Annotated in this window: 21 protein-coding genes; 6 read left to right on the top strand and 15 right to left on the bottom strand. The window is 43.4% G+C overall.

What is annotated here, in order from left to right:
• Positions 1-8: 8 nt before the first annotated feature.
• Positions 9-764, top strand: coding sequence for an enoyl-CoA hydratase/isomerase family protein (locus U5J89_RS11825; RefSeq protein ID WP_322575840.1), 756 nt, complete (start codon positions 9-11; stop codon positions 762-764).
• A gap of 310 nt (positions 765-1,074) precedes the next feature.
• On the opposite strand, the gene U5J89_RS11820 is transcribed toward U5J89_RS11825, so the two are convergent.
• Positions 1,075-2,334: a S1C family serine protease gene (locus U5J89_RS11820; protein ID WP_322575839.1), complete on the bottom strand. Its 1,260-nt coding sequence runs from the start codon at positions 2,332-2,334 to the stop codon at positions 1,075-1,077.
• Between the two features lie 19 nt (positions 2,335-2,353).
• Positions 2,354-3,337, bottom strand: a complete 984-nt coding sequence (locus U5J89_RS11815; RefSeq protein ID WP_322575838.1) for a bifunctional oligoribonuclease/PAP phosphatase NrnA — start codon at positions 3,335-3,337, stop codon at positions 2,354-2,356.
• Positions 3,338-3,484: 147 nt separating this feature from the next.
• Here U5J89_RS11815 and U5J89_RS11810 point away from each other — a divergent pair, with 147 nt between their 5' ends.
• Complete coding sequence (locus U5J89_RS11810) at positions 3,485-4,111, top strand: thiamine diphosphokinase (RefSeq protein ID WP_322575837.1); 627 nt, start codon at positions 3,485-3,487, stop codon at positions 4,109-4,111.
• A gap of 54 nt (positions 4,112-4,165) precedes the next feature.
• Complete coding sequence (locus U5J89_RS11805) at positions 4,166-5,608, top strand: sodium:solute symporter family protein (RefSeq protein WP_322575836.1); 1,443 nt, start codon at positions 4,166-4,168, stop codon at positions 5,606-5,608.
• A 252-nt stretch (positions 5,609-5,860) separates the two neighbouring features.
• Here the strand turns inward: U5J89_RS11805 and U5J89_RS11800 are convergent, their stop codons facing one another.
• The 4 genes from U5J89_RS11800 to U5J89_RS11785 are packed head-to-tail and all read right to left on the bottom strand — an operon-like array spanning position 5,861 to position 8,771.
• Positions 5,861-6,142 (bottom strand): hypothetical protein, encoded by a 282-nt coding sequence (locus U5J89_RS11800; RefSeq protein WP_322575835.1) that lies wholly within the window; start codon positions 6,140-6,142, stop codon positions 5,861-5,863.
• A 19-nt stretch (positions 6,143-6,161) separates the two neighbouring features.
• Positions 6,162-6,590 (bottom strand): tRNA (adenosine(37)-N6)-threonylcarbamoyltransferase complex ATPase subunit type 1 TsaE, encoded by a 429-nt coding sequence (gene tsaE / locus U5J89_RS11795; RefSeq protein ID WP_322575834.1) that lies wholly within the window; start codon positions 6,588-6,590, stop codon positions 6,162-6,164.
• A gap of 57 nt (positions 6,591-6,647) precedes the next feature.
• Complete coding sequence (locus tag U5J89_RS11790) at positions 6,648-8,201, bottom strand: response regulator (RefSeq protein WP_322575833.1); 1,554 nt, start codon at positions 8,199-8,201, stop codon at positions 6,648-6,650.
• A 15-nt stretch (positions 8,202-8,216) separates the two neighbouring features.
• Entirely contained in the window at positions 8,217-8,771 is a 555-nt protein-coding gene (locus U5J89_RS11785; protein ID WP_322575832.1) for a helix-hairpin-helix domain-containing protein, read from the bottom strand.
• 118 nt (positions 8,772-8,889) lie between these two features.
• Here U5J89_RS11785 and U5J89_RS11780 point away from each other — a divergent pair, with 118 nt between their 5' ends.
• Complete coding sequence (locus tag U5J89_RS11780; protein WP_322575831.1) at positions 8,890-9,711, top strand: alpha/beta hydrolase; 822 nt, start codon at positions 8,890-8,892, stop codon at positions 9,709-9,711.
• Positions 9,712-10,085: 374 nt separating this feature from the next.
• Here the strand turns inward: U5J89_RS11780 and U5J89_RS11775 are convergent, their stop codons facing one another.
• Positions 10,086-11,048, bottom strand: a complete 963-nt coding sequence (locus U5J89_RS11775) for a rhodanese-related sulfurtransferase (RefSeq protein ID WP_322575830.1) — start codon at positions 11,046-11,048, stop codon at positions 10,086-10,088.
• Between the two features lie 160 nt (positions 11,049-11,208).
• On the opposite strand from U5J89_RS11775, the gene U5J89_RS11770 reads away from it, so the two are divergent.
• Positions 11,209-12,942 (top strand): T9SS type A sorting domain-containing protein, encoded by a 1,734-nt coding sequence (locus tag U5J89_RS11770; RefSeq protein ID WP_322575829.1) that lies wholly within the window; start codon positions 11,209-11,211, stop codon positions 12,940-12,942.
• 50 nt (positions 12,943-12,992) lie between these two features.
• Here U5J89_RS11770 and fahA read toward each other — a convergent pair whose 3' ends face one another.
• From fahA to U5J89_RS11730, 8 genes are all read right to left on the bottom strand, one after another.
• Positions 12,993-14,285, bottom strand: a complete 1,293-nt coding sequence (fahA, locus tag U5J89_RS11765) for a fumarylacetoacetase (RefSeq protein WP_322575828.1) — start codon at positions 14,283-14,285, stop codon at positions 12,993-12,995.
• Between the two features lie 70 nt (positions 14,286-14,355).
• Positions 14,356-15,336, bottom strand: coding sequence for a hypothetical protein (locus tag U5J89_RS11760; protein WP_322575827.1), 981 nt, complete (start codon positions 15,334-15,336; stop codon positions 14,356-14,358).
• Between the two features lie 53 nt (positions 15,337-15,389).
• On the bottom strand, positions 15,390-16,514 hold the full coding sequence (hemW, locus tag U5J89_RS11755; protein WP_322575826.1) for a radical SAM family heme chaperone HemW: 1,125 nt from the start codon (positions 16,512-16,514) through the stop codon (positions 15,390-15,392).
• A 59-nt stretch (positions 16,515-16,573) separates the two neighbouring features.
• The gene (locus tag U5J89_RS11750; RefSeq protein ID WP_322575825.1) at positions 16,574-17,122 is read right to left on the bottom strand and encodes a gamma carbonic anhydrase family protein; all 549 of its coding nucleotides are present in this window, start codon (positions 17,120-17,122) and stop codon (positions 16,574-16,576) included.
• Between the two features lie 21 nt (positions 17,123-17,143).
• Positions 17,144-17,725: a DsbA family protein gene (locus U5J89_RS11745; RefSeq protein ID WP_322575824.1), complete on the bottom strand. Its 582-nt coding sequence runs from the start codon at positions 17,723-17,725 to the stop codon at positions 17,144-17,146.
• Between the two features lie 72 nt (positions 17,726-17,797).
• A complete protein-coding gene (locus tag U5J89_RS11740; RefSeq protein WP_322575823.1) occupies positions 17,798-19,207 on the bottom strand; it encodes a M20/M25/M40 family metallo-hydrolase in 1,410 nt (469 codons plus the stop codon).
• Positions 19,152-19,457 carry a hypothetical protein gene (locus U5J89_RS11735; protein WP_322575822.1) on the bottom strand — a complete coding sequence of 102 codons (306 nt, stop codon included), beginning with the start codon at positions 19,455-19,457 and terminating at the stop codon, positions 19,152-19,154. Before U5J89_RS11735 ends, U5J89_RS11740 begins: the two co-directional genes overlap by 56 nt.
• Before the next feature lie 83 nt (positions 19,458-19,540).
• The gene (locus U5J89_RS11730; protein ID WP_322575821.1) at positions 19,541-21,229 is read right to left on the bottom strand and encodes a DUF2339 domain-containing protein; all 1,689 of its coding nucleotides are present in this window, start codon (positions 21,227-21,229) and stop codon (positions 19,541-19,543) included.
• A 98-nt stretch (positions 21,230-21,327) separates the two neighbouring features.
• On the opposite strand from U5J89_RS11730, the gene U5J89_RS11725 reads away from it, so the two are divergent.
• Positions 21,328-22,140, top strand: a complete 813-nt coding sequence (locus U5J89_RS11725; RefSeq protein WP_322575820.1) for an SDR family oxidoreductase — start codon at positions 21,328-21,330, stop codon at positions 22,138-22,140.
• The last annotated feature ends 12 nt before the right edge of the window (positions 22,141-22,152 follow it).

The raw sequence follows: 22,152 nt of genomic DNA, 5'->3' as shown, positions 1-22,152 counted from the left end.
AACTAACAGTGAGCGTTCTAAAAGTCGAACAGAAAAACCATATTTGTCAAGCCACTATCCATCGACCCGAATCACACAATGCCATCAACTTTGCAGTCATGGATGAACTTGAAAATCTGCTCGACGAACTCGAGCAGGATTCCAACATTCGGTGTTTTATTTTATCGGGATCAGGCCAAAAAACCTTTGTCTCCGGTGGCGACCTGCAAGAGTTCCACACCATCAAAACAGCAGAGGAAGCAAAACCAATGGCCCGGCGCATGCTTACTATTTTAAAACGTATTGAACAACTGCCCTGTTGGACTATTGCCGCTATTAACGGAGCAGCCTATGGAGGCGGCTGCGAAATGATGCTGGCTTTCGACTTTCGAATGGCCGCCCCAGGTGCCACTTTTGGATTTACACAAGGTAAATTCTATTTACCGCCGGGCTGGGGTGGGCTCACTCGTTTAGTGGAAAAGATTGGCCGTTCTACCGCCCTGCTTTGGCTGGCCGAGGCAAAGGTAGTGGAGTCCCAAACTGCTCTCCGGCACAATCTTATTGATCATATAACAGAAAGTAGTGACTGGCAAGATGAGATCTGGGAGCGAGCTCAAAATCTTACGAAAAATGATCGCCCATTCATTAAAAATCTAAAAGAGGGCGCCATGCGTATCACCCAGGCGCGTTGGAAAGCCATCGAAGCTGAACTGGATTCCTTTGCAAAATTTTGGGAAAGCGATCTCCACGAAGAGCGAGTAGAAAATTTTTTGAACAGGAAGTAATAATCAATTTTTAGAATGCGCAGGTAACTCCCAACCAGAGTTCTGCAGACTGACTTTTAATGCCTATTAATTTATCAAAATAAGAGTCAATCGCATCTTAACCTATAATAAACTTATTGAAATCGAATTGATATATCCTTTCTTAGACCAGCCACAGGTAGAGCAAGTGTTGAGTTTTAAATCGCTATGCCAACTAGCCTGAAGATAAATCATCAGGCTGATTCTAATTGTTAAAAGCTCGCTTAAGCGAGCTTCCCAAAATTATATTTAGCCCACTAATTCATTGGTGGGCTGAATATAATTAAAACATTTATTCCTTCACTTTTTTGCGCAGATACATCTTCGTTTCATAGCGATCTCCTTTGCGGTATAATTCTACCCGCATAGAATCCCCTTCTTGATACTCCCTGAAAAGGGCTTGGGCATGCATTTTACTTTGTATTCGCTCATCCCCGATTTTCAAAATAATATCGCCCGGAACAATTCCCGCCTCAAACGCCGGACCATCTTTATTTACACTATTTACTAATAATCCGCGTGTTGCCGGCAAATTGTATTTCAACACCAATTGACGGGTCATTTCAACAGTGCTAAAGCCGGGATCATACGATAATGTAACCTCTCCGGCAGTGGAAAGCTGCTTTATAATTTTTTGAACCCGGTTGCTGGGAATTGCGAAACCGAGCCCCACATTACCACCGCTGGTACCGCCCGTAAAAATAAAGGTATTTACCCCAATTACCTTCCCCTCACTATCTACCAAAGGTCCCCCTGAATTGCCCCGGTTAATAGCGGCATCGGTTTGAATCATATCAATATATACACGCGGTTCATTGGGATTGGGGCGAAAATCACGATTTACCGCACTAACCACTCCTACTGTCACCGATGGTTTGGCCGACTCAAAAAGCCCAAACGGATTTCCTACCGCCAGCGACCATTCACCAACTAACACGCTGTCAGAATTGCCAAATTCTATTGTAGGTAAGGATTTCTCGGATTGAATCTTTAGTAACGCCAAGTCAGCAAGCTCATCTTCGCCAAGCACTTTGGCCTCATATTGCGAACCATCAGGCAGAGAAACGACCACTCGTTTGGCCTGCCGGTTAGCCACATGCTGATTGGTAATCACCAATCCATCCGAACTAATAATAAATCCGGACCCCATACTACTAACCTCACGCTCGATAGGTACCGGAACAAATCGATTATAATATTCACTAAACTCTAATCGGCGTCCGCCCTGTACCATTTCTGTCACAGTAATACTTACTACAGCCGGACTTACTTTCTTCACTGCTCTGGTGATAGCTGTTTGGCGGCTGGTACTTATCTGCTCATTGGGATTTTGGGAATCTTCGATCGACTGCTGATATCTGCTTTCATCACGAACAGGAACGGCAGGTTCAGCAGTAGCCATAGAATCACCGATAATGGCAGAAATGCTCGCTCCGAATGCTTCTGTTGATTGAGATTTGCTGCTCGACTGAGAATGACGTTGTTTATCTAAACATCCTGCCACTAAAACAGACAGAATTACCGCTATACTTAAAACGGATTGCTTAATCATTAAGATGGAACCAAATTTGTTACGACTTATCTACGCTAACAAGCTGTTCTGCGCCAATCTCCACCAAGTCTTCGATCGCTTTTTCGAGCGGTCCCGGATGCCAAGCACCCGATGCCTTTTTATGACCTCCGCCCCCTACTTTGCGTGCCCATTTATTAACGTCAACATCATTGCTCTTTGAGCGAAGACTCATTTTAACGCCATCGCCCAATGCCTTAAACAATATCGCGGCTTTTATACCGGTTACGCTAAGCGGATAGGCTACAAATCCTTCGCAATCGTCGTTGGTAGTATTGGTTTCTTCCAGCATTTCTTTGGTAACGTACATAATGGCTATCTGATTGTCCTCAAATAGCTCAATTGTGCTCATCGCCTTGCTAAGCAAATGCAGCTGGTTTAAACTCTTGTTGGAAAACACCCTTTCGGCCACCTCATTGGGACGAAACTCACCAAGCCGTAATAATTCCGAAGCGATGTTCATGGTTTCGGGGGTAACGCTGTCGTATTGCAGCGAGCCGGTATCCGTCAAAATGCCGGTATAAAGTGCTTTCGCCACCTTCTCATCTACCTGTGAGATATCATTTTGCAGAAAGAGGTGAAAGATAAGTTCACATGTTGATGAGGCCTCCTCAACAGAGATACTCAAGTCAAAGCCATCATGGGGATCGGGATGATGATCGACCATAAACGAAGGCTTTGGATAGTCCTGAATGTAATCAGAATAACTGCCAAAACGCTTCGGAGAATTTCCGTCCAACACTAAAAATGCATCACATTTATTTAGTAATTTTTCATTCGGCTTTTGGATGGGATAAAAATCGGCAAGCCACTGCAAATTTAATGGAACATCATCATCATTAAATCCAATAGCATTTACTCCATTCTTTTCTAACCAAAGGCAGGCCGCCACTTGGGCACCAATGCAGTCACCGTCGGGACGGATATGCGAAAAAACACCCACGGTGTCGAATTCTTGCAGTTTTTGGATGAGTTCTTCAAACATAATAGCTGTTTATAGCGCGAAAAATAAGCTTAATAAAATGGTAGATAGCTTTGAAGAAAGCAATATTTTTTTATCGGTAAAATCTTACTTCTTTTTACTGTATTATAACGTATAAATCAGCGTTAAAATCATTTAAAGGCATTTTTCATGAAATCGATTTTAATTCTCTGTAATGGCAGTCCGCCATCAGAACAATTATTTAACAAATATCGAGCGAAAACAGATTACTTTATTGCCGCTGATGGGGGAGCCAATATAGCGCAGAAACTGGGTGCCACACCCGATGTAATCATTGGAGATCTGGATAGCTATAACGGATCAGAAAAGGAAAAATCCGAAGTTATCTTTCGGCCAAACCAGGAGTACAACGATTTGGAAAAGGCCCTGCAGCATGCCCTGAAAGAGAACGGGACACATATCTATATTTTAGGTGCTACCGGACATCGTCTTGATCAAACACTCAAAAACTTATCCGTTCTTAAACAATTTTCTCCTCAATTCCAGCAAATTCGAATAGCTGATAATTTTGGTGAGACTAGACTACTACCTCCAACTTTTGCAGATAATTTTACTATTGGAACACAGCTGTCGCTATTTCCACTTTCGGGAAAAGTGACCGGCATTACCACCCAAGGGTTAAAATATCCGCTCGATAATGAATTTATTAAAAATGGGGTGCGAGACGGATCCTCCAATGAAGTCGTAGCAAACCCCGTGCAGATCACTCATAAAAAGGGCGACCTGTTGATGTTTGTGAAACATAATAACAATTGACCGCCTACCCTTATTCAGATATCTTTCACCCATTTTTAAAAAAATTATTGATCGTTGACTGAACTACAATTTACGCTGTTCGATTGGAGCCTGATTCTAAGTTATTTTGCACTCTTGGTTTATCTGACCTGGCAACGCGACTGGGAAGAAACCGATGAGGAGTCATTTTTACTATCGGGCCGAAAAATGAGCCTGGCTGCTTTTGTAGCCACGCTGGTCTCAACGTGGTATGGAGGCATCCTTGGCATCGGCGAATACAGCTATCAAAATGGGATCTCTACCTGGCTTATTTTGGGATTTCCGTTCTATGTTTTTTCGGCTCTTTTTGCCTGGCTGCTTGCCGGAAAAATACGCATGAATAAAGCCCTTTCACTGCCCGAAGCCGTTGGTAATTTCTATGGAGATACCGCCGGCCGCTTCTCTGCCATCCCTATTTTTATTCTCGTAAGTCCTGCTCCCTACATTCTCATGCTCGGATTAATTTTTCAGTACCTTACCGGAGGGGCCGGACACTTTCTGTGGTATGCCAGCGCCGTAGCTCTATTTTCGGTTGCTTACGTTATCTTTGGGGGATTTAATGCTGTCGTCCATACCGATATGCTGCAAATTGCTCTGATGTTCGGTGGATTTACGGTTTTGATTATTTTTGCCGGAATGGAATTCGGAGGATTTGGAGCGTTATGGTCTTTTGTACCACCCGACTTCAGAGATATCACCGGCGGCCAAGACATCCAATATATTCTTGTTTGGTTTTTTATAGCCCTGTGGACTTTTGTGGATCCCAGCTTTCATCAGCGCGCTGCGGCAGCAAAATCCCCCAAAACCGCCAAAAAAGGAATTTTTATTTCCATCTTGTTATGGTCTGTGTTTGACTTCCTGACCGTTTTTAGCGGAATGTACGGCTTTGCTATTTTGGGGGATTCCTTAGCTGAACCCATCATGGTTTACCCCTACCTGGCCAACGAAATTTTACCCATCGGATTGAAAGGCCTGTTCTTTGTAGCACTGCTGGCTACCATCATGTCAACACTTGACAGTTATTTGTTTTTATCCGGACAAACACTTGGCCGCGACCTGCTGGTAAAGATTTTCCCAAATACGCAAAACAATACGCTAACTCGAATTAGCACGCTTGCTGCTGCCTTGCTGGGGATCTTGTTAATCATCATTTATCCCAGTGTTATTGACTTGTGGTATGTTATCGGTTCAGTAATGATTCCCGGCCTGCTGATCCCCATTATGGGCGTCTACCTTCGATTTTTCACACTCAGAAAAAAATGGGTGCTCCCCACTATGATTGGCAGTATTGGCGTATCATTATCCTGGCTTATTCTGGGCACCATTACCAGCGAAGGCATGTACAATTATACTTATCTGGGAATCGAACCATTTTACCCGGGGCTGACCGCGAGCATTATATTGTGGATATTTGGTAAGAAAAAAGACGGAGATCTATTGGAAGAAACCGATTTTGCAAAAGATGAGATGCTGAAATAAAGCTGAATAATCCCGATTCGGCAACAGAGTAATAGTATCAGATTCGTAGAGGCCTTTGCAAAACTCAGAAAATCAAGCTTGTCATTGCAAGTCTTAGAAGCAATCTCTCGATCAAAACTGGTAAAAAGGGGATCGCCTGCCTATGCCGAAGCTAATATGACATAATAGTCCATATTTTATATAAGGCTCCGCGCAGGCAGGCCGCATTACATTCGCGATGACAGGAAGGTTTTGAAAGTCCTCTCGAATATATTACGTACTTTTTAAGATATGCCCCAAATTTAATTTGTGGATGGGAATCAAGTATTTCATAGCCATAGCATCTTTCTCGATATTAAGTTCGCCGGTCCGTCGAAAATCAACAATACAATAATTATCAAACGACCGAACCACTTCACCAATCCCGTAATACTCGGGACACGGCCCATAGTAAACCAGATCTCCAAGCTGGATATTATTATCCGCTCGTCGGTTATACGGATATATAACCGGCAGTCGATCTAAGCGATATGGAAGTCTTTTTTTCGTTGCCATGGTCGCACAATATACGGGATTACGACTCCCTTTTTCTAATGACAAATTTTCGGGTATTCTTGTCAGGTGCTTCAATGGAAATCCAGATAGCCTCCGGTGGTAAGAGTGATTCAATTCGCTCCGGCCATTCGATTACGGTAATTCCATCCCCGAAAAAATATTCTTCGGCTCCTATTTCAAGAGCCTCTCGAGGAGATTCCATCCGATAGCAATCAAAATGATAGAGCAACTGATCACCATGATACTCATTAATGAGAGTAAAAGTAGGTGAACTAACATCATTACTGTCAATCCCCAATCCTTCCGCCATTCCCTTTACAAAGTGCGTTTTTCCAGCCCCAAGATCACCCTGAAGGCAAACAATATCACCGATATCTAAAGTAGCAACAAATTCTTTTCCCCTGGTAATAGTTTCGTCAGGAGATGACGTTGTAAATTCCTTTTCCATAAACACCTATTAATCCAAAAAGAGTAAGAAGATACAAGCTCTTGGGTGAGAAATCTATCACAACTTCGACTTCGGGCGCAACGTGGAAATAGGCAAAATCATTTCTTCCATACTCGTTCCGCCGTGCAAAAAGGAATCCCGATAGCGATTCTGATAACGGTGATAATTAGTGGGATATACAAAGTAGTAATCCTCTTTGGCAATAATATAGTTATTGGCGTGCCCCGGCGTTGGCAATTTGTATTCGGCAGGATCTTCAATAAACAGGGCTGCATCATCATTAGCTGATAAATTTCGGCCGTATTTGTATCGCAGACTCGTAGATGTTTCTCGATCACCGTACACCTTTGTATCACGAAGGGCCCTTACCGCGCCGTGATCGCTCGTTACCACAATCACAACTTCTTCATCGGCCAAGAGTTTAAAGATTTCATACAGCGTAGAATGCTGGAACCAGGTTTTAGTCAACGATCGGAAAGCAGGTACATCCGGTGCTATTTCTTTCAAAACATCCGAATCGGACCGGGAATGTACCAGTGTATCTACAAAATTATATACAAATGTACTCAGCGGAACCTGTAAATAATTGTGGATATTATCAGCAACATCTCTCCCTTCATCCGTTCGCAATACCTTTTCATACTTCACTTTTTTATCAATCCCCTTTCGGCTTAGCTGCTTCATAAACAATTCTTTCTCGAACTTATTTAAAGAGCTCTCATCTTCACCTTGACTCCATAAATCGGGATATACATCTTCAATTTCGAGTGGAAACAATCCCGAGAAAATTGCATTCCGCGAATAAGGGGTTGCCGTTGGAAGAATAGAATAATAGAAATCGGTATCGATTGCATAATCTTCATTCAACAAATTTTGGAACAACAGCCATTGATCATAGCGCATACAATCGATCACCAAAAAGAGCGTAGTCTGACCATTTTTAACATGTGGCAAAACATATTCTCCTACAATATCCGTAGAAAGTGCCGGACGCTGCGGCGTGGATTGACTGAGCCATGATTTATAATTCTGTCCAACAAATCGCCCAAACATTTTGTTGGCTTCCTGATACTGGTCAGCCAACACCTGACGCAATGATTCATCGCCGGACTCTAAATCGATATCCCATTGTGTAAGCTGCTTATAAATCTGAATCCATTCCTCCCAACCGGTCTCTTCATGAATTCGCCCGGATATTTCATTGAAATTACGCAGATACGACTGTGCAAACTTTTCGTTGCGAATACGGCGTCGCTCCAGAATACGCTTGACCGTAAGCACAATCTGGTTGGGATTCACCGGCTTAATCAGATAATCTGAAATTTTACCGCCGATTGCATCCTCCATGATCGACTCTTCCTCACTCTTCGTAATCATTACCACCGGCAAGCCCGCTTTAATGGTTTTGATTCGATTTAAGGTGGCCAGCCCATCCATGCCCGGCATCTGCTCATCCAGGAAAACAATATCAAAAGGTTGTTCCCGGATCAGCGTAATCGCATCTTCGCCGTTGGTTACAGGGGTAACTTCAAAGTCTTTATTCTCTAAAAAAATAATGTGCGGCTTCAGCTGATCGATCTCATCATCCGCCCATAAAATACGTGTTGCCATCAAGATTCGGTTGCATTATTCTGAATCCTTAAGTTTGATAAATGGCATCAATTTGTCCAATCGTTTTTGGGCTATTCCCTTAATTTTCTTGAGTTCCTCAAATGACTCAAATTCTCCATTTTCATTACGGTATTTAATAATCCGTTTTGCATACGTTGAACCAATACCCGGTAACGCTTTCAACGCTTCAATATTGGCTGTATTAACGTTTATGCGCTCCTTATCTGCATTATGATCGGATTTCTCGACTTTTGCCGCAGGCTCATCGGATCCTTCACTTGAGGTAGAATCATCCGATACCGTATCGATTCTGGCCCCGGCAATTTGTTTTTCGGAAGCAGGATAATACTGTTCCATCAGCTTTTCTTCCTCGGCTTTGAGCATAGCTGTGCGTTCAGCAAATTGTCGCTCAAGTTCAAGATAGTCTCCATCCTCAAATGGCACCGAGGGTGCCAGCGCCAAATTTAATCCTCCCAACACAACAAGCAAACCCAGCAATCCCGATATTGCCTTACGTTCGCCGGGCGCAATTTTCAATTTTTCCAACCAAAAAAATACTCGTCTCTTCATGATTTCCCTCTCCCAATTATTTATGCGTACACGTATAAGTATGACCCTTTTGCTAAACAATCCTTACAAAATCGTTCTTGTTTGATGCCTAAAATAATTCGATGTTTGGCTTCTATATATGGAATCAACAAAGATATATCACTATAACAATCTATCTGTTTCATACAATCGGGTAGGTATTCAGAATAAACAGCCGCTGATTATCTTACACGGCTGGGGCAGCAGCAAACAGGTAATGATGCCACTGGCCAAGCAACTTTCGGATATCCGCGACTGCTATGTTTTTGATCTGCCCGGTTTCGGTAATTCATCGGTGCCAAATCAACCCTGGGAGGTAGATGACTACACCGATTTGATCCAAAAATTCATTACAGATCAAGAGTTTGATTCTGTTGATCTTCTTGTCCACTCATTTGGCGGACGCATTGCCCTCAAGCTTTGTGCACGTCCCAATGCCAAGCAACAAATTGACAAAGTGCTTATCACCGGTGGGGCCGGCATGAAACCGAAGCGGAGCTGGAAGTATTATTTCAAAAAGTATACCGCCAAGTTACTTAAAGCTCCTTTTATGGTATTACCCTCTTCTCTACGTGAAAAAGCCCTTCGCTGGCTGAGAGAAACCTCACTCTGGAAAACACTGGGCTCCAGTGACTACAGCAAGCTCAGCGGCGTGATGCGTGAAACCTTTGTTAAAACAGTTACCGAATACCTCGAATCCTGTCTGCCCAAAATTCCGCATGAGGTACTATTATTATGGGGAGAAAATGATGAGGCCGCACCGCTTTATCAGGCCAAACGAATGGAAAAAGGAATAGAACATGCGGCACTGGTCGTTATGGATCATGCAGGACATTATGCTTTCCTCGATCGCCCCTCCCATTTTGCCTCTGTCGCCAAGGCATTTTTTGAGGAATCATCAAATAAAAGCCCAGCCGAATGAATAATCCCGACGCACAGACATTGGAGTATCTTAACAGAAATCGAAGGTACGCAAAAATGGCTTTATATGGGAATAACCCACCGCTACGTCGCTAAAGGCCTACTACGCCGAAGCACTTAGCTGCGAAGGCCGTGCTATGAAGCGTCAGCGACCTTTATCCCTCCCATGAGGAAAAAACGACATTTTTGCGTACCTTCGACGGTCATCAACGAAATAGTTTTCTGTGGATGAAGTCTTAAATATTTACCCACGGATGAATCCGTGGGCTAAGATGGTTTTATAAAAGCTCACTTCAGTGAGCTTCATGGTTTTGTAAAATAGCCTGATGATTCATCTTCAGGCGTTGGCGCTGGAAATTTTAAAAGAAAGACTATCTACTTCTCTTCTTCTAACTGGCGCTCTTTAAAATCTTCGTCAAAGTAATTGTACCACTTGCGAAACGGGCGAAAGGCATTTTCGGGATCGAAAGGTCGCTTGTATTCGCTCTGGCGACACTCCTCGCTACAGCAACCCTCCATTTTTCGGGCGCCTTCTTCAGAGCAAACAAAAAGCTTGTTGCATTCCATATTCGCACAGTTAATGTAGGTATCGGCAGGCTTTCCGGTGATCTCACAGCGCGCTATTGGCTCCAGGTTATCCTCATTTACCGGTACCACCAGGCGATCGTCAAACACAAAGCATTTACCTTTATAATGTTCACCGCCCTCTTCTTTGGCGTATCGTAAAATTCCGCCGTTCAGCTGATTTACATCATCCCAGCCCTTTTCTTTCATCAGTACCGAAAACTTCTCGCAGCGGATGCCTCCGGTGCAGTACATTAATACTTTTTTATCCTTGCTGATCTCTTTTTCGACCTGCTCAAGCCATTCTGGAAACTCGTAAAAGTTTTCCACCTGAGGTGTCAGCGCTCCTTCAAAATGACCGATCTTTGATTCGTAATCATTACGTACGTCAATAAGCACGTATTCGTCTTCATTTTCGAGTACTTTTTTCCACTCGTGCGGCTCCAGGTATTTCCCTCCCTCATCAGGATCAACATCCTCTTTATGGATAGACACCAACTCATCCCGTGTTTTACATTTTAGCTTTGGAAAAGGTACATACTCACTGGTATCAGTCTTAAAATCGATGTCCTCAAAACCGGGAATGCTCGTCAGCACTTCTTTATATTTTGATACCTGTTCGGGCGTGCCACCCACCGTTCCGTTGATGCCTTCTTCGTTGATGTAAATGCGCCCTTTAATTCCAAGATCCTTACAAAATTGTTTATGCTCCTCGCAAAACGTTTCGGGATCTTCAATAGGAGTAAATTTGTAATAGAGTATTACTTCGTACATGATATATTTAAATTTTTACCACTTAGCCACTGAGAACACTAAAAATATAACTTATCTATGTGAACTTAGTGTCTTAGTGGTTTCCATATTTGCAGATGCCAAAAATAAGGGTAATTTTCCAAGAAATGAACCTCATTTGTCTTAAAATATTGTTCCGTTGATGAAGTATTTACTTCAGCTCTCTCTATTGAGCTTATTTTTATTAATTCTCGGTATTAGTACTGCCAAATCACAAGAGCGACCCACGCCCAAAAAGGTCGATTTCTTCCAAAAGGTTGATTATGCCTTTCAGCAGGGTGATATAACCCTGGACCAAAAAGTGCTTTACAAGTTTTTTCCTTCCAAGGCAAAGGGGAATCTGTCTGATGATGCTGCCAAAGATATTGACCAACCGCTTAAATGTGGTACCCCTGCTACCTCTGACCTCCATCGACATAAATCAGAGCTTTCTTCATCCACCGTCAATCAAATAGAAACACTTCTGGATAATCCTGCATTACAGGCTTCCGAAACATATCAATCACCGGATGGATATTTTACCATCTACTACGAAACATCTGGCTCGCATGCCGTTCCTCTCGAAGATGCCGACAGCGATGGCGTTCCCGATTATGTAGAAGAGGTCGCTGCTGCAGCTGATTCATCCTACCGTCACGAAGTAAATCAACTCGATTACACCGATCCCATTCCTCAAGGGCAAACTTACGATATACAAATTCTAAATCTTGAAAATATTTATGGTCGAACGGTAGCACCGGGCGATGGTTCTACCTATATCGATATTGAAAATGATTTCGCCGAGGGATTTCCCCCCAATGATGATCCTGACGGAGATCAAATTGGCGCTGTTAAAGTAACGATTGCTCATGAGTTTAAGCATGCCATCCAATATGAAGCCAACGAATGGCAAGGCGAAACAGGCCGTTGGCTGGAGATGGATGCCACCCTGATGGAAGAGGTCGTTTACGATGTCGTCAACGATTACTACAACTATATTGCTTCCGAAAACTCCATTTTTAATAATCCTTCAGGCGGATTTTATCCCGGTTCATATGCCGAAATAACCTGGGCCCTTTTCTTTGAAGAAAAATTCGGCTCCCAGTTTTGGGTCGACGTGTGGGAAACCATCAAGAATAATCCATTTATTTCTATGGTCGATGCCATCACAACCCAGCTGGGCAGCCCCGATTCTTTCAATCGAAATTATATTGAATCACAACTTTGGCACTATGCCTCCGGCACCAATGCCACCGCGAGCTTTGGCTTCGAGGAACGCTCTTTTTATCCAACGCCCAGCATCACAAAGAGCTTTACCGGAGATATATCACAACCCGCTGATACCCTAAATGCACTTTCATCAAAATACTTTGACAACGCCCCCTCACCATTCCCGGGTAGTATTGCATTTACTTTATCAGAACTACTTGACCCTAACGCAGGATTGGGGGTTCTGGCCTTTTTTAATGATGGAGGCGTTGAGCCTCTCATCATATATAATGGACAACAAGAGTCTGTATATTCCGAAACCGACTGGCGATGGAATAAGATCAAAAAACTCGGAATTATCACAGCCAATGGATCGTATCAACAGCGTACAAAATATGCCTTGGAGATTCAATCCATTGATCCGCAAATGGCCCGAATAGAACAGAATTATCCCAATCCATTTAACGAGCAAACCACCATTCGCTATAGCATTACTGAGCAGAAAGATGTGCAACTTGAAATTTTTGATGTGCTTGGCCGCAAGGTAGCCACGCTCGTTGATGAGTCACAAACCGAAGGCATTTACAAAGAAACCTTTGACAGCCGGAATTATGCTTCTGGGATCTACTTTTACCGAATTATATTGGATGGCAAAGTTACCACAAAAAAAATGACGTTAGTAAAATGAGAACTATTTGGAGTCCACCTCGAAGGTGGGCTCCAAATAGATACCAATCCTTAATCTAGATCTTTGGCCGGCAAAATTTTTCCCGTTACTTCGCCAAAGCCGATTCTATAATCATCGGTTTCGGCATAGCCGGTCATCGTCACCTTATCGCCATCCTCAAGAAAAGTGCGGGTTTCACCATTGGGAAATTCTAAGGGATCGGTGCCCTTCCAGCTCAGCTCCAGCATACTTCCATACGACGATTTCTCTTTTCCGCTGATAGTACCCGAGGCATACAGATCACCGGGACGAACATTACATCCGGTTATCGTCTGATGGGCCAGTTGTTGTGCCACATTCCAATACAGATTCTTGGCATTGGATGCACATATCTTATGCGGCTCATCCATATTTTCGCCCTGCAGATACACCTCCAGGTTAATATCAAAGGTCCATTTTCCCTCGGATTGCAGATATGGCAACGGCTCCGGATCTTGATCCGGTCCCTCTGTACGAAAAGCCTCCAACGCATCAAGCGTAACTATCCACGGCGAAACCGAAGTCGCCCAGTTTTTGGCCAAGAATGGTCCCAGCGGCTGATACTCCCATTTCTGTATATCGCGCGCGCTCCAGTCGTTCACCAGCATTAATCCAAAAATATGATCCTCGGCATCTGTTACTGAAATAGGATCCCCGAGCTCATTTCCAGGTCCAGTTAGAAAACCCATCTCCAACTCAAAATCACACAACTTGCATTTACTAAAAATGGGCGTATCATCACTGTCGGGTGGCAGAATCTGTCCCTGTGGTCGGTGCAGATCCGTTCCGCTTATTACTACCGAACTTGCACGTCCGTGATAACCAACCGGCAGATGTTTCCAGTTGGGCTTCAGCGCATTTTCGGGATCACGAAACATACTGCCCACATTGGTCGCGTGCTGCTCGGAAGAGTAAAAATCGGTATAATCCCCAATATCTACCGGTAGCATCATCTCAACCTCATCCATCGGAGTAAGTACGCGTTCCTGAAGCGGTTTATTATCACGCAGCGCCGGCTCATCGGCACTCAGTAACGTGCTGATATACGACCGTGCCTCAGCCCATGCCGGTCGACCAAGCTCCATAAAACTATTCAGCGTCCGCTCACGAAACACCGGCTTGCCATCCAGCTCCGGTCCGTCAAATACACCGGCGGCATCGAGCTCCGCCAGATTTACTACATAGTCACCGATGGCGGTACAAATAAATACTTCACCATCATCTTTTGAACGGGCTACTCCATAGGGCAAATTTTGGATAGGAAAATGTGAATCGGAATCTACCTCGATAAATGATTCTAAGTTGGGATCGTTTGTTGGATGCATAGTGTGAATTAGGAATTAATAATTTAGAATAATGTATTAAAAAATTTTCTTCGTGAATCAGTAATATTGACTACAACAGCCCGAGTTTCTGCAAGTCTTCGCGTGGTTCGTCGAAGCTGCAGCTGCCAAATGAAATTAGTGCTACTTCGCGTAATTCTTCAATATCTTCTGTTGATACTTCATACTCTTTCCATCGGAAACCGGAATCAGTAAAAGAAAAATGTTCGGTATCTTCTTCTTTTAGCACTTCGATCATCTGCTCAGTTGAAAAATCATGCGCATATCCGAGCATTGCTCCACCAAACACATTAAAAAAGCCGTGCATTTTCGTTTTCACTGAATGATCATAGTGGCGAATAGGATGGTGCAATCCTGCCGTACATTTTAACGCCAAATTCTGTTCGCGAACCTTATTCAATGTAAAAGCAACCTGCTCAATCGACGGAACCATCGAAGCCTCTACTCCACCGCATCGCAACTTAAAACCGGCTTTAATTCCGTTATCGGATGAGGTGTTATTGTTATAATGATTCATGGATTCCAAAACTACCCCAATCTCCTTTTCCCAGTTTTTATCAAAGATCCCTTCAAAGAAAATATCGTCTGGAAATTCTGCAACATCTCCAAAACGACGGGCTGTCTCTTCATAAAGATCAACAAGCAGATCAGCATCATTGGCAAAAACAGCTTCTCGGGGAAGTTTAATTTCCATTACATCCGTAGTCACTCTGTCTCCATGGTTAGCATGAAACTGCTCCAGTGAGGATACAATATTTTGCAAATGCTCCTTGTAATCAGATATCGTTTCCGTTCTTTTACCCAAAATCGAAAAAGCGAACGGTTCACCTTCTGCAAAAAGCGTTTCGCCATACGGCTTTAGCTCAGCAAGTCGACCGGCTGGAATAATATATCGCGAGAGCATCCAGGAGTCCTCATTTTTCCGATAATTACTAAACTTTTGGAGGGAAGTATCAAGAGAAAGATCAGCTGGCGGAAACAGCCCTGCATAGTCAATAATCTCCCGCATAAATGCTTTAAAACTTACTTTCATCAGCCTGTTGTTCGATTGGTAATTATTTAATTCACATGCTATAGATAAGCAATCTAATGCAACGTTACTAAATCCAAAATTATCGCGTCAGCAATTTTAATTCCTTCATCAGTAAGGGTAATTCTCTCGTCAACTTCTAGCTTGTCCTCCTGCTCACGGTTTTCAAGATAATCCAGCTGTCGACTACTCAGTACATAATCATATCGCTCAGAAAGTTCTGCTATTCCCACTCCCTTTCTTGTGCGTAGTCCCATCATTAATCGTTCCTCCGCCAACTGTTTTAGCGAAAGCACTTCTCTTTCCGGTTGATCTTCATCACGCAAATACTTTCTCAGATCCTCCTCATTTTCCCATCGTTCAGCACTATCATCCCACCAAAACGAATGCGCACCCGGACCCAATCCCAAGTAGTTTTCATGCTTCCAGTAATTACTATTGTGGATAGCTTCTTTGCCCGGCATACTGTAATTACTCACCTCATAACGCTCAATACCGTGACTACTAAACAGTTGGTTAATAATATCAAAGTGTTTAGCAACCTTGTCATCTTCCGGTGGAGCAATACGTCCCAGCTCAACCTGTTTACCCAGTCGTGTCTTCGGTTCAATGGTAAGGGAATAGGCCGAAATATGCGGGGGATCGAATGCAAGAAGTTTTTTGACATCGCTTTTGAGCTGCTCTACAGACTGACCGGGATTCCCGTATATAAGATCAACAGTAAATGAGTCAAAATCGGACGCACTAAGCAGTTCCAAACACTGCAACGCCTCCTCGCTGGAATGAGCACGATGCATAAACTCCAACAACTCCGGCTCAAAACTTTGCACCCCCATGCTGGCCCGGCTGATACCCAGTGATTTCAAATCCGCCAGAAATTGGCCCGATACGTCATCGGGATTCATCTCCAGCGTAATTTCACGCGCGTCAATATCAAAAATATCATAAAGCGCTTCCATAATTTGCTCTAACTGTGCAGGTTCAAGCAATGAAGGCGTCCCTCCCCCAAAATAGATCGTCTCCACCGTTTCATCAGTAAACTTCGAATCCCGATAGCTTTCGATATCCTCAATCAACCGCTGCACAAAATGCTCTCGCTCCGATGTTCTCGTCACGAAATAGAAATCGCAGTACGAGCACGCCTGCTTACAGAAAGGGATATGAAGGTAGATTCCGGACATAATTTGTTTGGTTGAAAGTTGATGATTGCGTTAAACCTGTAACGTATAACCTTCAACCTTTAACTTTTATCATCATAAAACGGATTAGTCTCGTAAGTATCTTTCTGCATGTAGGCGCGGGCATATTTTACATAATTATCGGAGTGCTCTTTGATGGATTCAATCTCCTCATCCGTAAGCTTACGCTTCTTTTCAGCAGGACTGCCCATATATAAATAGCCCGATTCAAGTCGCTTTCCAGGCGGGACCAAGCTCCCTGCTGCAATAATTACATCTGATTCTATCGTTACCTCATCAAGTACCGTAGCATGAATACCAATAAGTACTCGGTCATGAATTGTACATCCGTGGATCATTGCGTTGTGCCCGACCGTTACTTCATTTCCGATCTTTGTGGGTCCGGTCTGATTTCTCACATGAATACAGGTATTATCCTGAATATTGGATCGCTCTCCGATCTTAATCCAGTTTACATCCCCGCGGATGGTAACATTGAACCAGATACTGCTTTCTTCTCCTATTGAAACATCCCCGATAATATCAGCGCTGGGTGCCACAAATACCGAATCGGGATAATCCGGCGTTTTGTCAAGAAATTCATAAATCATTGTATCAGCACGCTATAACTTTTACTCTCCAATGTACTGTTGTACAAGCTGATCAAATTCCTGGAAATTTCGGGGAAGGGGATCAACCTTCTCTCCTTCGATGAAAAAGGTAGGCGTAGCATTAACGCCTGCACTGCGGCCTTCCTGTCGCTGTTCCATCACAATTTTCTGGGTCTCGGCAGCATTGAGATCGTTCTTAAACTGGTCGATATCCAACTCCAGCTCCTTCGCAAAATTTACAAAAATAGAAGTGGGACTTCCCGAGCTCGACCACCGGTTCTGATTTTCAAACAAAAGGCTGTGCATCTCGTAAAACTTGCCCTGATTTTTAGCTGCTTGTGCCGCCCGCGCCGCCAGTGCCGCATATTGATGTGAATTCAATGGAAAATACTTCATCTTGAAATCTACCTGGTCCCCGTATTTTTCTTTTACCTTTTCAACTATAGGATGAAAGTAGGCACAGGCCGGACATTGATAATCGCTGTACTCGACAATGGTTATCGGCTCATCACTCGAACTTTCTTGGGCGGTCGTTTGACTCCACGCTCCCATCCCAAAAATTAATCCGACAATTAGAACACAGGTAATAGATACTTTCTTCATCTGATTAGGGATATACATTAAAAATTGATTTTAAATCTAATCTTGTTTTAACACTAACGAAATAATCCGACTTTAATTTGATGAGGCGTCCTCAATCATATCCAACCGAATTTGCTTAAACTCATTGCCCTGCCGCCACGTCTGCATCTCTTCGGCATTGGCAATACGGTAACCTGCATCAAAAAACAGGCGGACATCTGCCTTCATTCCCGAGAGATCCCAATGCGTATTTATCTCATCGTTGACGTTATGGTAATTCGCATCCTGTAGACTGTCAACCATAGCGGCGTAGCCTTCCGGCTTATCTAGAAACTCAGTCCCCCGGTTGGGAAATATAGCCGGTATTCCTTTTTTGGCAAGTGAAAAATGATCCGAACGATAAAAATATCCGCGATCGGGGTGGGGGTCAGGCTTCACCACTCTTTCCCGCTCTTCGGCGACCTTTTCAATCATATCGCTTACACTATTCCGGCCGTAGCCAATAAGCACCAAATCCTTTGTCTTACCATAGACATTCATTCCGTCCAGATTGATATTTGCGGTCACCTTTCCGGGATGTACCGTAGGATTTTCGGCCCAGTATTGCGATCCAAGCAACCCAACTTCTTCAGCTCCTACAAATAAAAACAGTATGCTGCGCTTAAGCTGGGGTTGTATTTCTTTATATGCCCGAGCCATATTTAACACAGCACTTACACCTGCCGCATTGTCAAGAGCTCCGTTATTGATCGAATCGCCCTCCACCGGACTTGTTACTCCAAGATGATCATGGTGAGCGGTAAACACTAAGTATTCATCTTTCAATCTTTCGCTGCTGCCTTCAATTACACCAAGTACATTTTTGGCATCTTGCTGGCGATACTCTGCTTCCAAATCCAAACTCAGCGATAATCCTTCCAAAGGCACCGGCTCAAAATCCCGGTTTTCGGCTGCTTCAAGCTGATCTTCAAGATTCAATCCGGCACTTTCAAATAAATTACTGCTGGCTTCTTTGGTTAACCACCCATTAAATTTTGTAGGCGAATCTTCCATAGCCTCATTGTTGCGGAGATAAAACCGCTCGCGACTCCAGCTGTTGGCAACAACCTCCCATCCGTATCCGGCAGAAGGTGTAGTATGCACAATCAACACACCGGCAGCTCCCAGCTCACGAGCCTTCTCATATTTGTAATCATAACGACCATAATACAGGCGGGTTTCTCCGCCAAACAAATCGGGATCGTCGCTGGGATCATTATTCTTTACGACCAGTATTTTGCCTGCTACATCAGTATCTTTAAAATCATCCCAATTTTCCTCGGGAGCCTGAATTCCATATCCCACGTAAACCAATTCGGCATCATCGATAGACACCTCTTCTTCCAGGTTAGACGGCCACGCCATAAAATCAGAATAGTAATCAAACTGATGTACTACATTCCCATTTTTACGGATCTGCACCTGAGCATCCTGACCCGTCTTTTGACCAAGTAAGCGGCACATCCTGCACGAATCCGCTATCTTCTGCCCCACCTTGCAAACCGTATTCTTCTAATTGACTAACTAAGTAGTCAACTGTTTTTAGTTCACCGATTGTTCCCGTCGCACGTCCCATAAACTCATCCGAAGAAAGTTTCGTAATGGGCTTCATCAAACTTTTCTCGGTAATGGTTTCAGCTACCTGATCAATAGGGGACTTCATACATCCCACAAAAGCACCTAACAGCAGCATTGTTATTAAAAACTTCTTCATTTTTTATCTATTTAAGTTAATTACAGAAACAAAACTTAATTGACTTGAAAGTACTATTTTTTTTCATGATTGCTAAGCTGAAATCAACGGTCTGTTTCCAAGAATTTTGATTGGATCAGATAACCGACAATCAGCAGCACCGATCCAAATCCCATAAATAAAAGAATTCGCCATATGGCCTGCAGCTGGGCTAAATCAACCAAAAACAATTTAATTACTACTGCTAACATAGTAAGAAGACCCGCCATTCTTACATGTTTTCCAAAACGCATAAGTCCCAATACAATCAATAAAATTGCGTACAGTCCCCAAACAACACTGATCCACGCCTGACCGTTTTCAAATGAAATCAATTTCTGATATAGCCAATAAAGCAACAGCAGATGTGATACTACCTGATAGATATTTTGACTGTCCTTCCTCCGGAGGTATTGTGGGATCCATAACCCTCCTGCCAAAATAAGTGTTAGCCCTGTCAACGTGGAAAGATTAAGCAAATGAACAGCCTCTCCACCGAACTGTAAGCGGTTTATAAGCCACCACACAGTAATTCCAAATAATAGGTGTGATCCTACACTTATTTTCTTATCACCTGTTTCATATGCTAAATAGCGAAGAGCTATTAATTCGACGACTAATACTGCAAAAAGTACATTTCCTTCCAATATCAGAAATAATCCTGCCGTTGCCAGTACCAAACCCAAGAAAGCATGTGTTGAAGCCAGCCCCGCCAGCTTCTGATTTTTAAACAACGGATATAACCCGCCGCCCCCTAAAACCGCCATAACCACCGATGCCATACCGGCCTGATTCATCGTCCATTCCCAAACTCCTGCGCTTAACAACACTCCTATTACAGGTACTCCCAACGCCATGAGATGGATCGAACTCCCAATATCTTCACCCGAACTTCCTGGCACCTCATCGACTTTTGATAGGCGACTGTACTCCATCACTTTGAAAACAGGAACCAGCCAGCTTGCCAACATCCAAACTAGTATCCCGCCAAACATCATCCATCGCTCAAAAGAGGTAATATCATCCGTGTTAACAAGATTTGGGATTACCGCAGCAGCAAGCACCAACATTCCACCAACCGCTATACTCCAAAGCAGAGATTGCCAATCCTTTCTGATGTAGAGAACAGATGCGGGACCGATAATCATAGCAAAGTAAACCATGAGGCCAACAATATCTCCATCGCCCGAGTAAAGCATAAAAGGCGTACCCAGTGCGCCAATCGTACCAATAACCGCAAGCACTGCCTCATCTTGCTGTACCGACAACAAGAACGAAAGTATTGTTACCGAGATCATAAACACCCATACAATGGTGGAAGGCATAAAGGTAAAGAGCTGAAATGTTGCAAAACCGGTTATATAGAAAGCGGCTATTCCTGCTCCCATCATCATTTGCCGAAATGGATTTAAAGACTCATCCATTCTAAGGCCAAATCCGAGAAGTAGCATCCCGGAGATTAATCCCACTGCACTGCGCACCTCGGGGATTAGCCAACCCTGATCAATCGAATACTTGAAAAGAAATACAATACCAATCAGCAATAAGGCAATGCCGATGTTATTCAGCCACTTTTCTCCGAACTGTAACGCATCCCAGCTGCTATCCTTACTCCCTTGAACCGCCTGTTCGTTCTGTTCTTTTGATGATATTTTGCCTTGCCCTGCTTGTTTTAACTCTTTCTCCAGCTCCTTTACCCGGCTTTCTAACTGCGCAATCCTATTTTGTAAATTGTCGTAACTTTGGTCAGGCATAAGTTTGATAACTTATCAGGTTAACTTCCAAGGGCAAATATTTTTTTATCCTTCGTTTACATTTATAACTATACTTCTATCAAATACACAATTTGTCTATGAGCACTTTTAAAAACAAACACATTTTAATTACGGGCGGCGCCGGCGGTATTGGCTTTCTCATGGGTAGAGAGGCTTTAAAATGTAAGGCAAAAAAACTGATTATCTGGGATATAAGCGAAGATAATATTTCAAATTGCCTGGACTCCCTTTCTGATTACTCCACCAAACGCCTTTTTACTTACAGGGTTGATATTGCTGATCCTGACCAAGTTTATCAGACAGCCGAACAAGTCCTCGCAGATCACCACCATATTGATATTTTGATCAATAATGCCGGCACCGTAGTCGGAGGCAATTTTAGTGATCACCGTCGTATTGATATCGAACGCCTTATCCGAATTAACCTCTTGGGCACCATGCATACCACACGAGCTTTTTTGGATACAATGATTGATCTGGAAAAAGGGCACATTGTTAATATTGCTTCGGCAGCGGGACGCATGGCCAATCCCAAAATGTCGGTCTATGCCGGCAGCAAATGGGGTGTTATTGGATGGTCAGAATCGCTGCGATTAGAACTCGAATCTCATAGCAATATTAATGTTACCACGGTAGAACCCAGTTACATTAATACCGGTCTTTTTAAAGGTGTAAGTCCACCCCTGCTTACCCCATTATTAGATGCAGAGGATATTGCTAAAAAGATTATTCAGGCCGTACAGAAGGATAAGATTCATCTTCGGGAGCCCTTTATGGTTAAGATCTTACCCTTCTTAAAGGGAGTATTACCCGCCAGAGTTTTTGACTTTGTAGCCGGACGCCTGTTTCAAGTTTATCACTCCATGGATACTTTTGAAGGACGAACATAAATAGAGCATTGC

The organism is Fodinibius sp. (assembly GCF_034521915.1).
Lineage (GTDB): Bacteria > Bacteroidota > Rhodothermia > Balneolales > Balneolaceae > Fodinibius.
The sequence above is the reverse complement of the archived record's forward strand: the minus strand, read 5'-3'. Positions and strand labels throughout refer to the sequence as shown.

What these genes read in the sequence shown, in the direction of transcription:
- U5J89_RS11785 (WP_322575832.1), bottom strand. Translation starts at nt 8,771, where the DNA reads ATGAAGAGACGAGTATTTTTTTGGTTGGAAAAATTGAAAATTGCGCCC.
- U5J89_RS11815 (WP_322575838.1), bottom strand. Translation starts at nt 3,337, where the DNA reads ATGTTTGAAGAACTCATCCAAAAACTGCAAGAATTCGACACCGTGGGT.
- U5J89_RS11730 (WP_322575821.1), bottom strand. Translation starts at nt 21,229, where the DNA reads ATGCCTGACCAAAGTTACGACAATTTACAAAATAGGATTGCGCAGTTA.
- U5J89_RS11780 (WP_322575831.1), top strand. Translation starts at nt 8,890, where the DNA reads ATGGAATCAACAAAGATATATCACTATAACAATCTATCTGTTTCATAC.
- fahA (WP_322575828.1), bottom strand. Translation starts at nt 14,285, where the DNA reads ATGCATCCAACAAACGATCCCAACTTAGAATCATTTATCGAGGTAGAT.
- U5J89_RS11810 (WP_322575837.1), top strand. Translation starts at nt 3,485, where the DNA reads ATGAAATCGATTTTAATTCTCTGTAATGGCAGTCCGCCATCAGAACAA.
- U5J89_RS11775 (WP_322575830.1), bottom strand. Translation starts at nt 11,048, where the DNA reads ATGTACGAAGTAATACTCTATTACAAATTTACTCCTATTGAAGATCCC.
- tsaE (WP_322575834.1), bottom strand. Translation starts at nt 6,590, where the DNA reads ATGGAAAAGGAATTTACAACGTCATCTCCTGACGAAACTATTACCAGG.
- U5J89_RS11800 (WP_322575835.1), bottom strand. Translation starts at nt 6,142, where the DNA reads ATGGCAACGAAAAAAAGACTTCCATATCGCTTAGATCGACTGCCGGTT.
- U5J89_RS11790 (WP_322575833.1), bottom strand. Translation starts at nt 8,201, where the DNA reads ATGGCAACACGTATTTTATGGGCGGATGATGAGATCGATCAGCTGAAG.
- U5J89_RS11820 (WP_322575839.1), bottom strand. Translation starts at nt 2,334, where the DNA reads ATGATTAAGCAATCCGTTTTAAGTATAGCGGTAATTCTGTCTGTTTTA.
- U5J89_RS11760 (WP_322575827.1), bottom strand. Translation starts at nt 15,336, where the DNA reads ATGAAAGTAAGTTTTAAAGCATTTATGCGGGAGATTATTGACTATGCA.
- U5J89_RS11770 (WP_322575829.1), top strand. Translation starts at nt 11,209, where the DNA reads ATGAAGTATTTACTTCAGCTCTCTCTATTGAGCTTATTTTTATTAATT.
- U5J89_RS11725 (WP_322575820.1), top strand. Translation starts at nt 21,328, where the DNA reads ATGAGCACTTTTAAAAACAAACACATTTTAATTACGGGCGGCGCCGGC.
- U5J89_RS11745 (WP_322575824.1), bottom strand. Translation starts at nt 17,725, where the DNA reads ATGAAGAAAGTATCTATTACCTGTGTTCTAATTGTCGGATTAATTTTT.
- U5J89_RS11750 (WP_322575825.1), bottom strand. Translation starts at nt 17,122, where the DNA reads ATGATTTATGAATTTCTTGACAAAACGCCGGATTATCCCGATTCGGTA.
- U5J89_RS11735 (WP_322575822.1), bottom strand. Translation starts at nt 19,457, where the DNA reads ATGAAGAAGTTTTTAATAACAATGCTGCTGTTAGGTGCTTTTGTGGGA.
- U5J89_RS11740 (WP_322575823.1), bottom strand. Translation starts at nt 19,207, where the DNA reads ATGTGCCGCTTACTTGGTCAAAAGACGGGTCAGGATGCTCAGGTGCAG.
- hemW (WP_322575826.1), bottom strand. Translation starts at nt 16,514, where the DNA reads ATGTCCGGAATCTACCTTCATATCCCTTTCTGTAAGCAGGCGTGCTCG.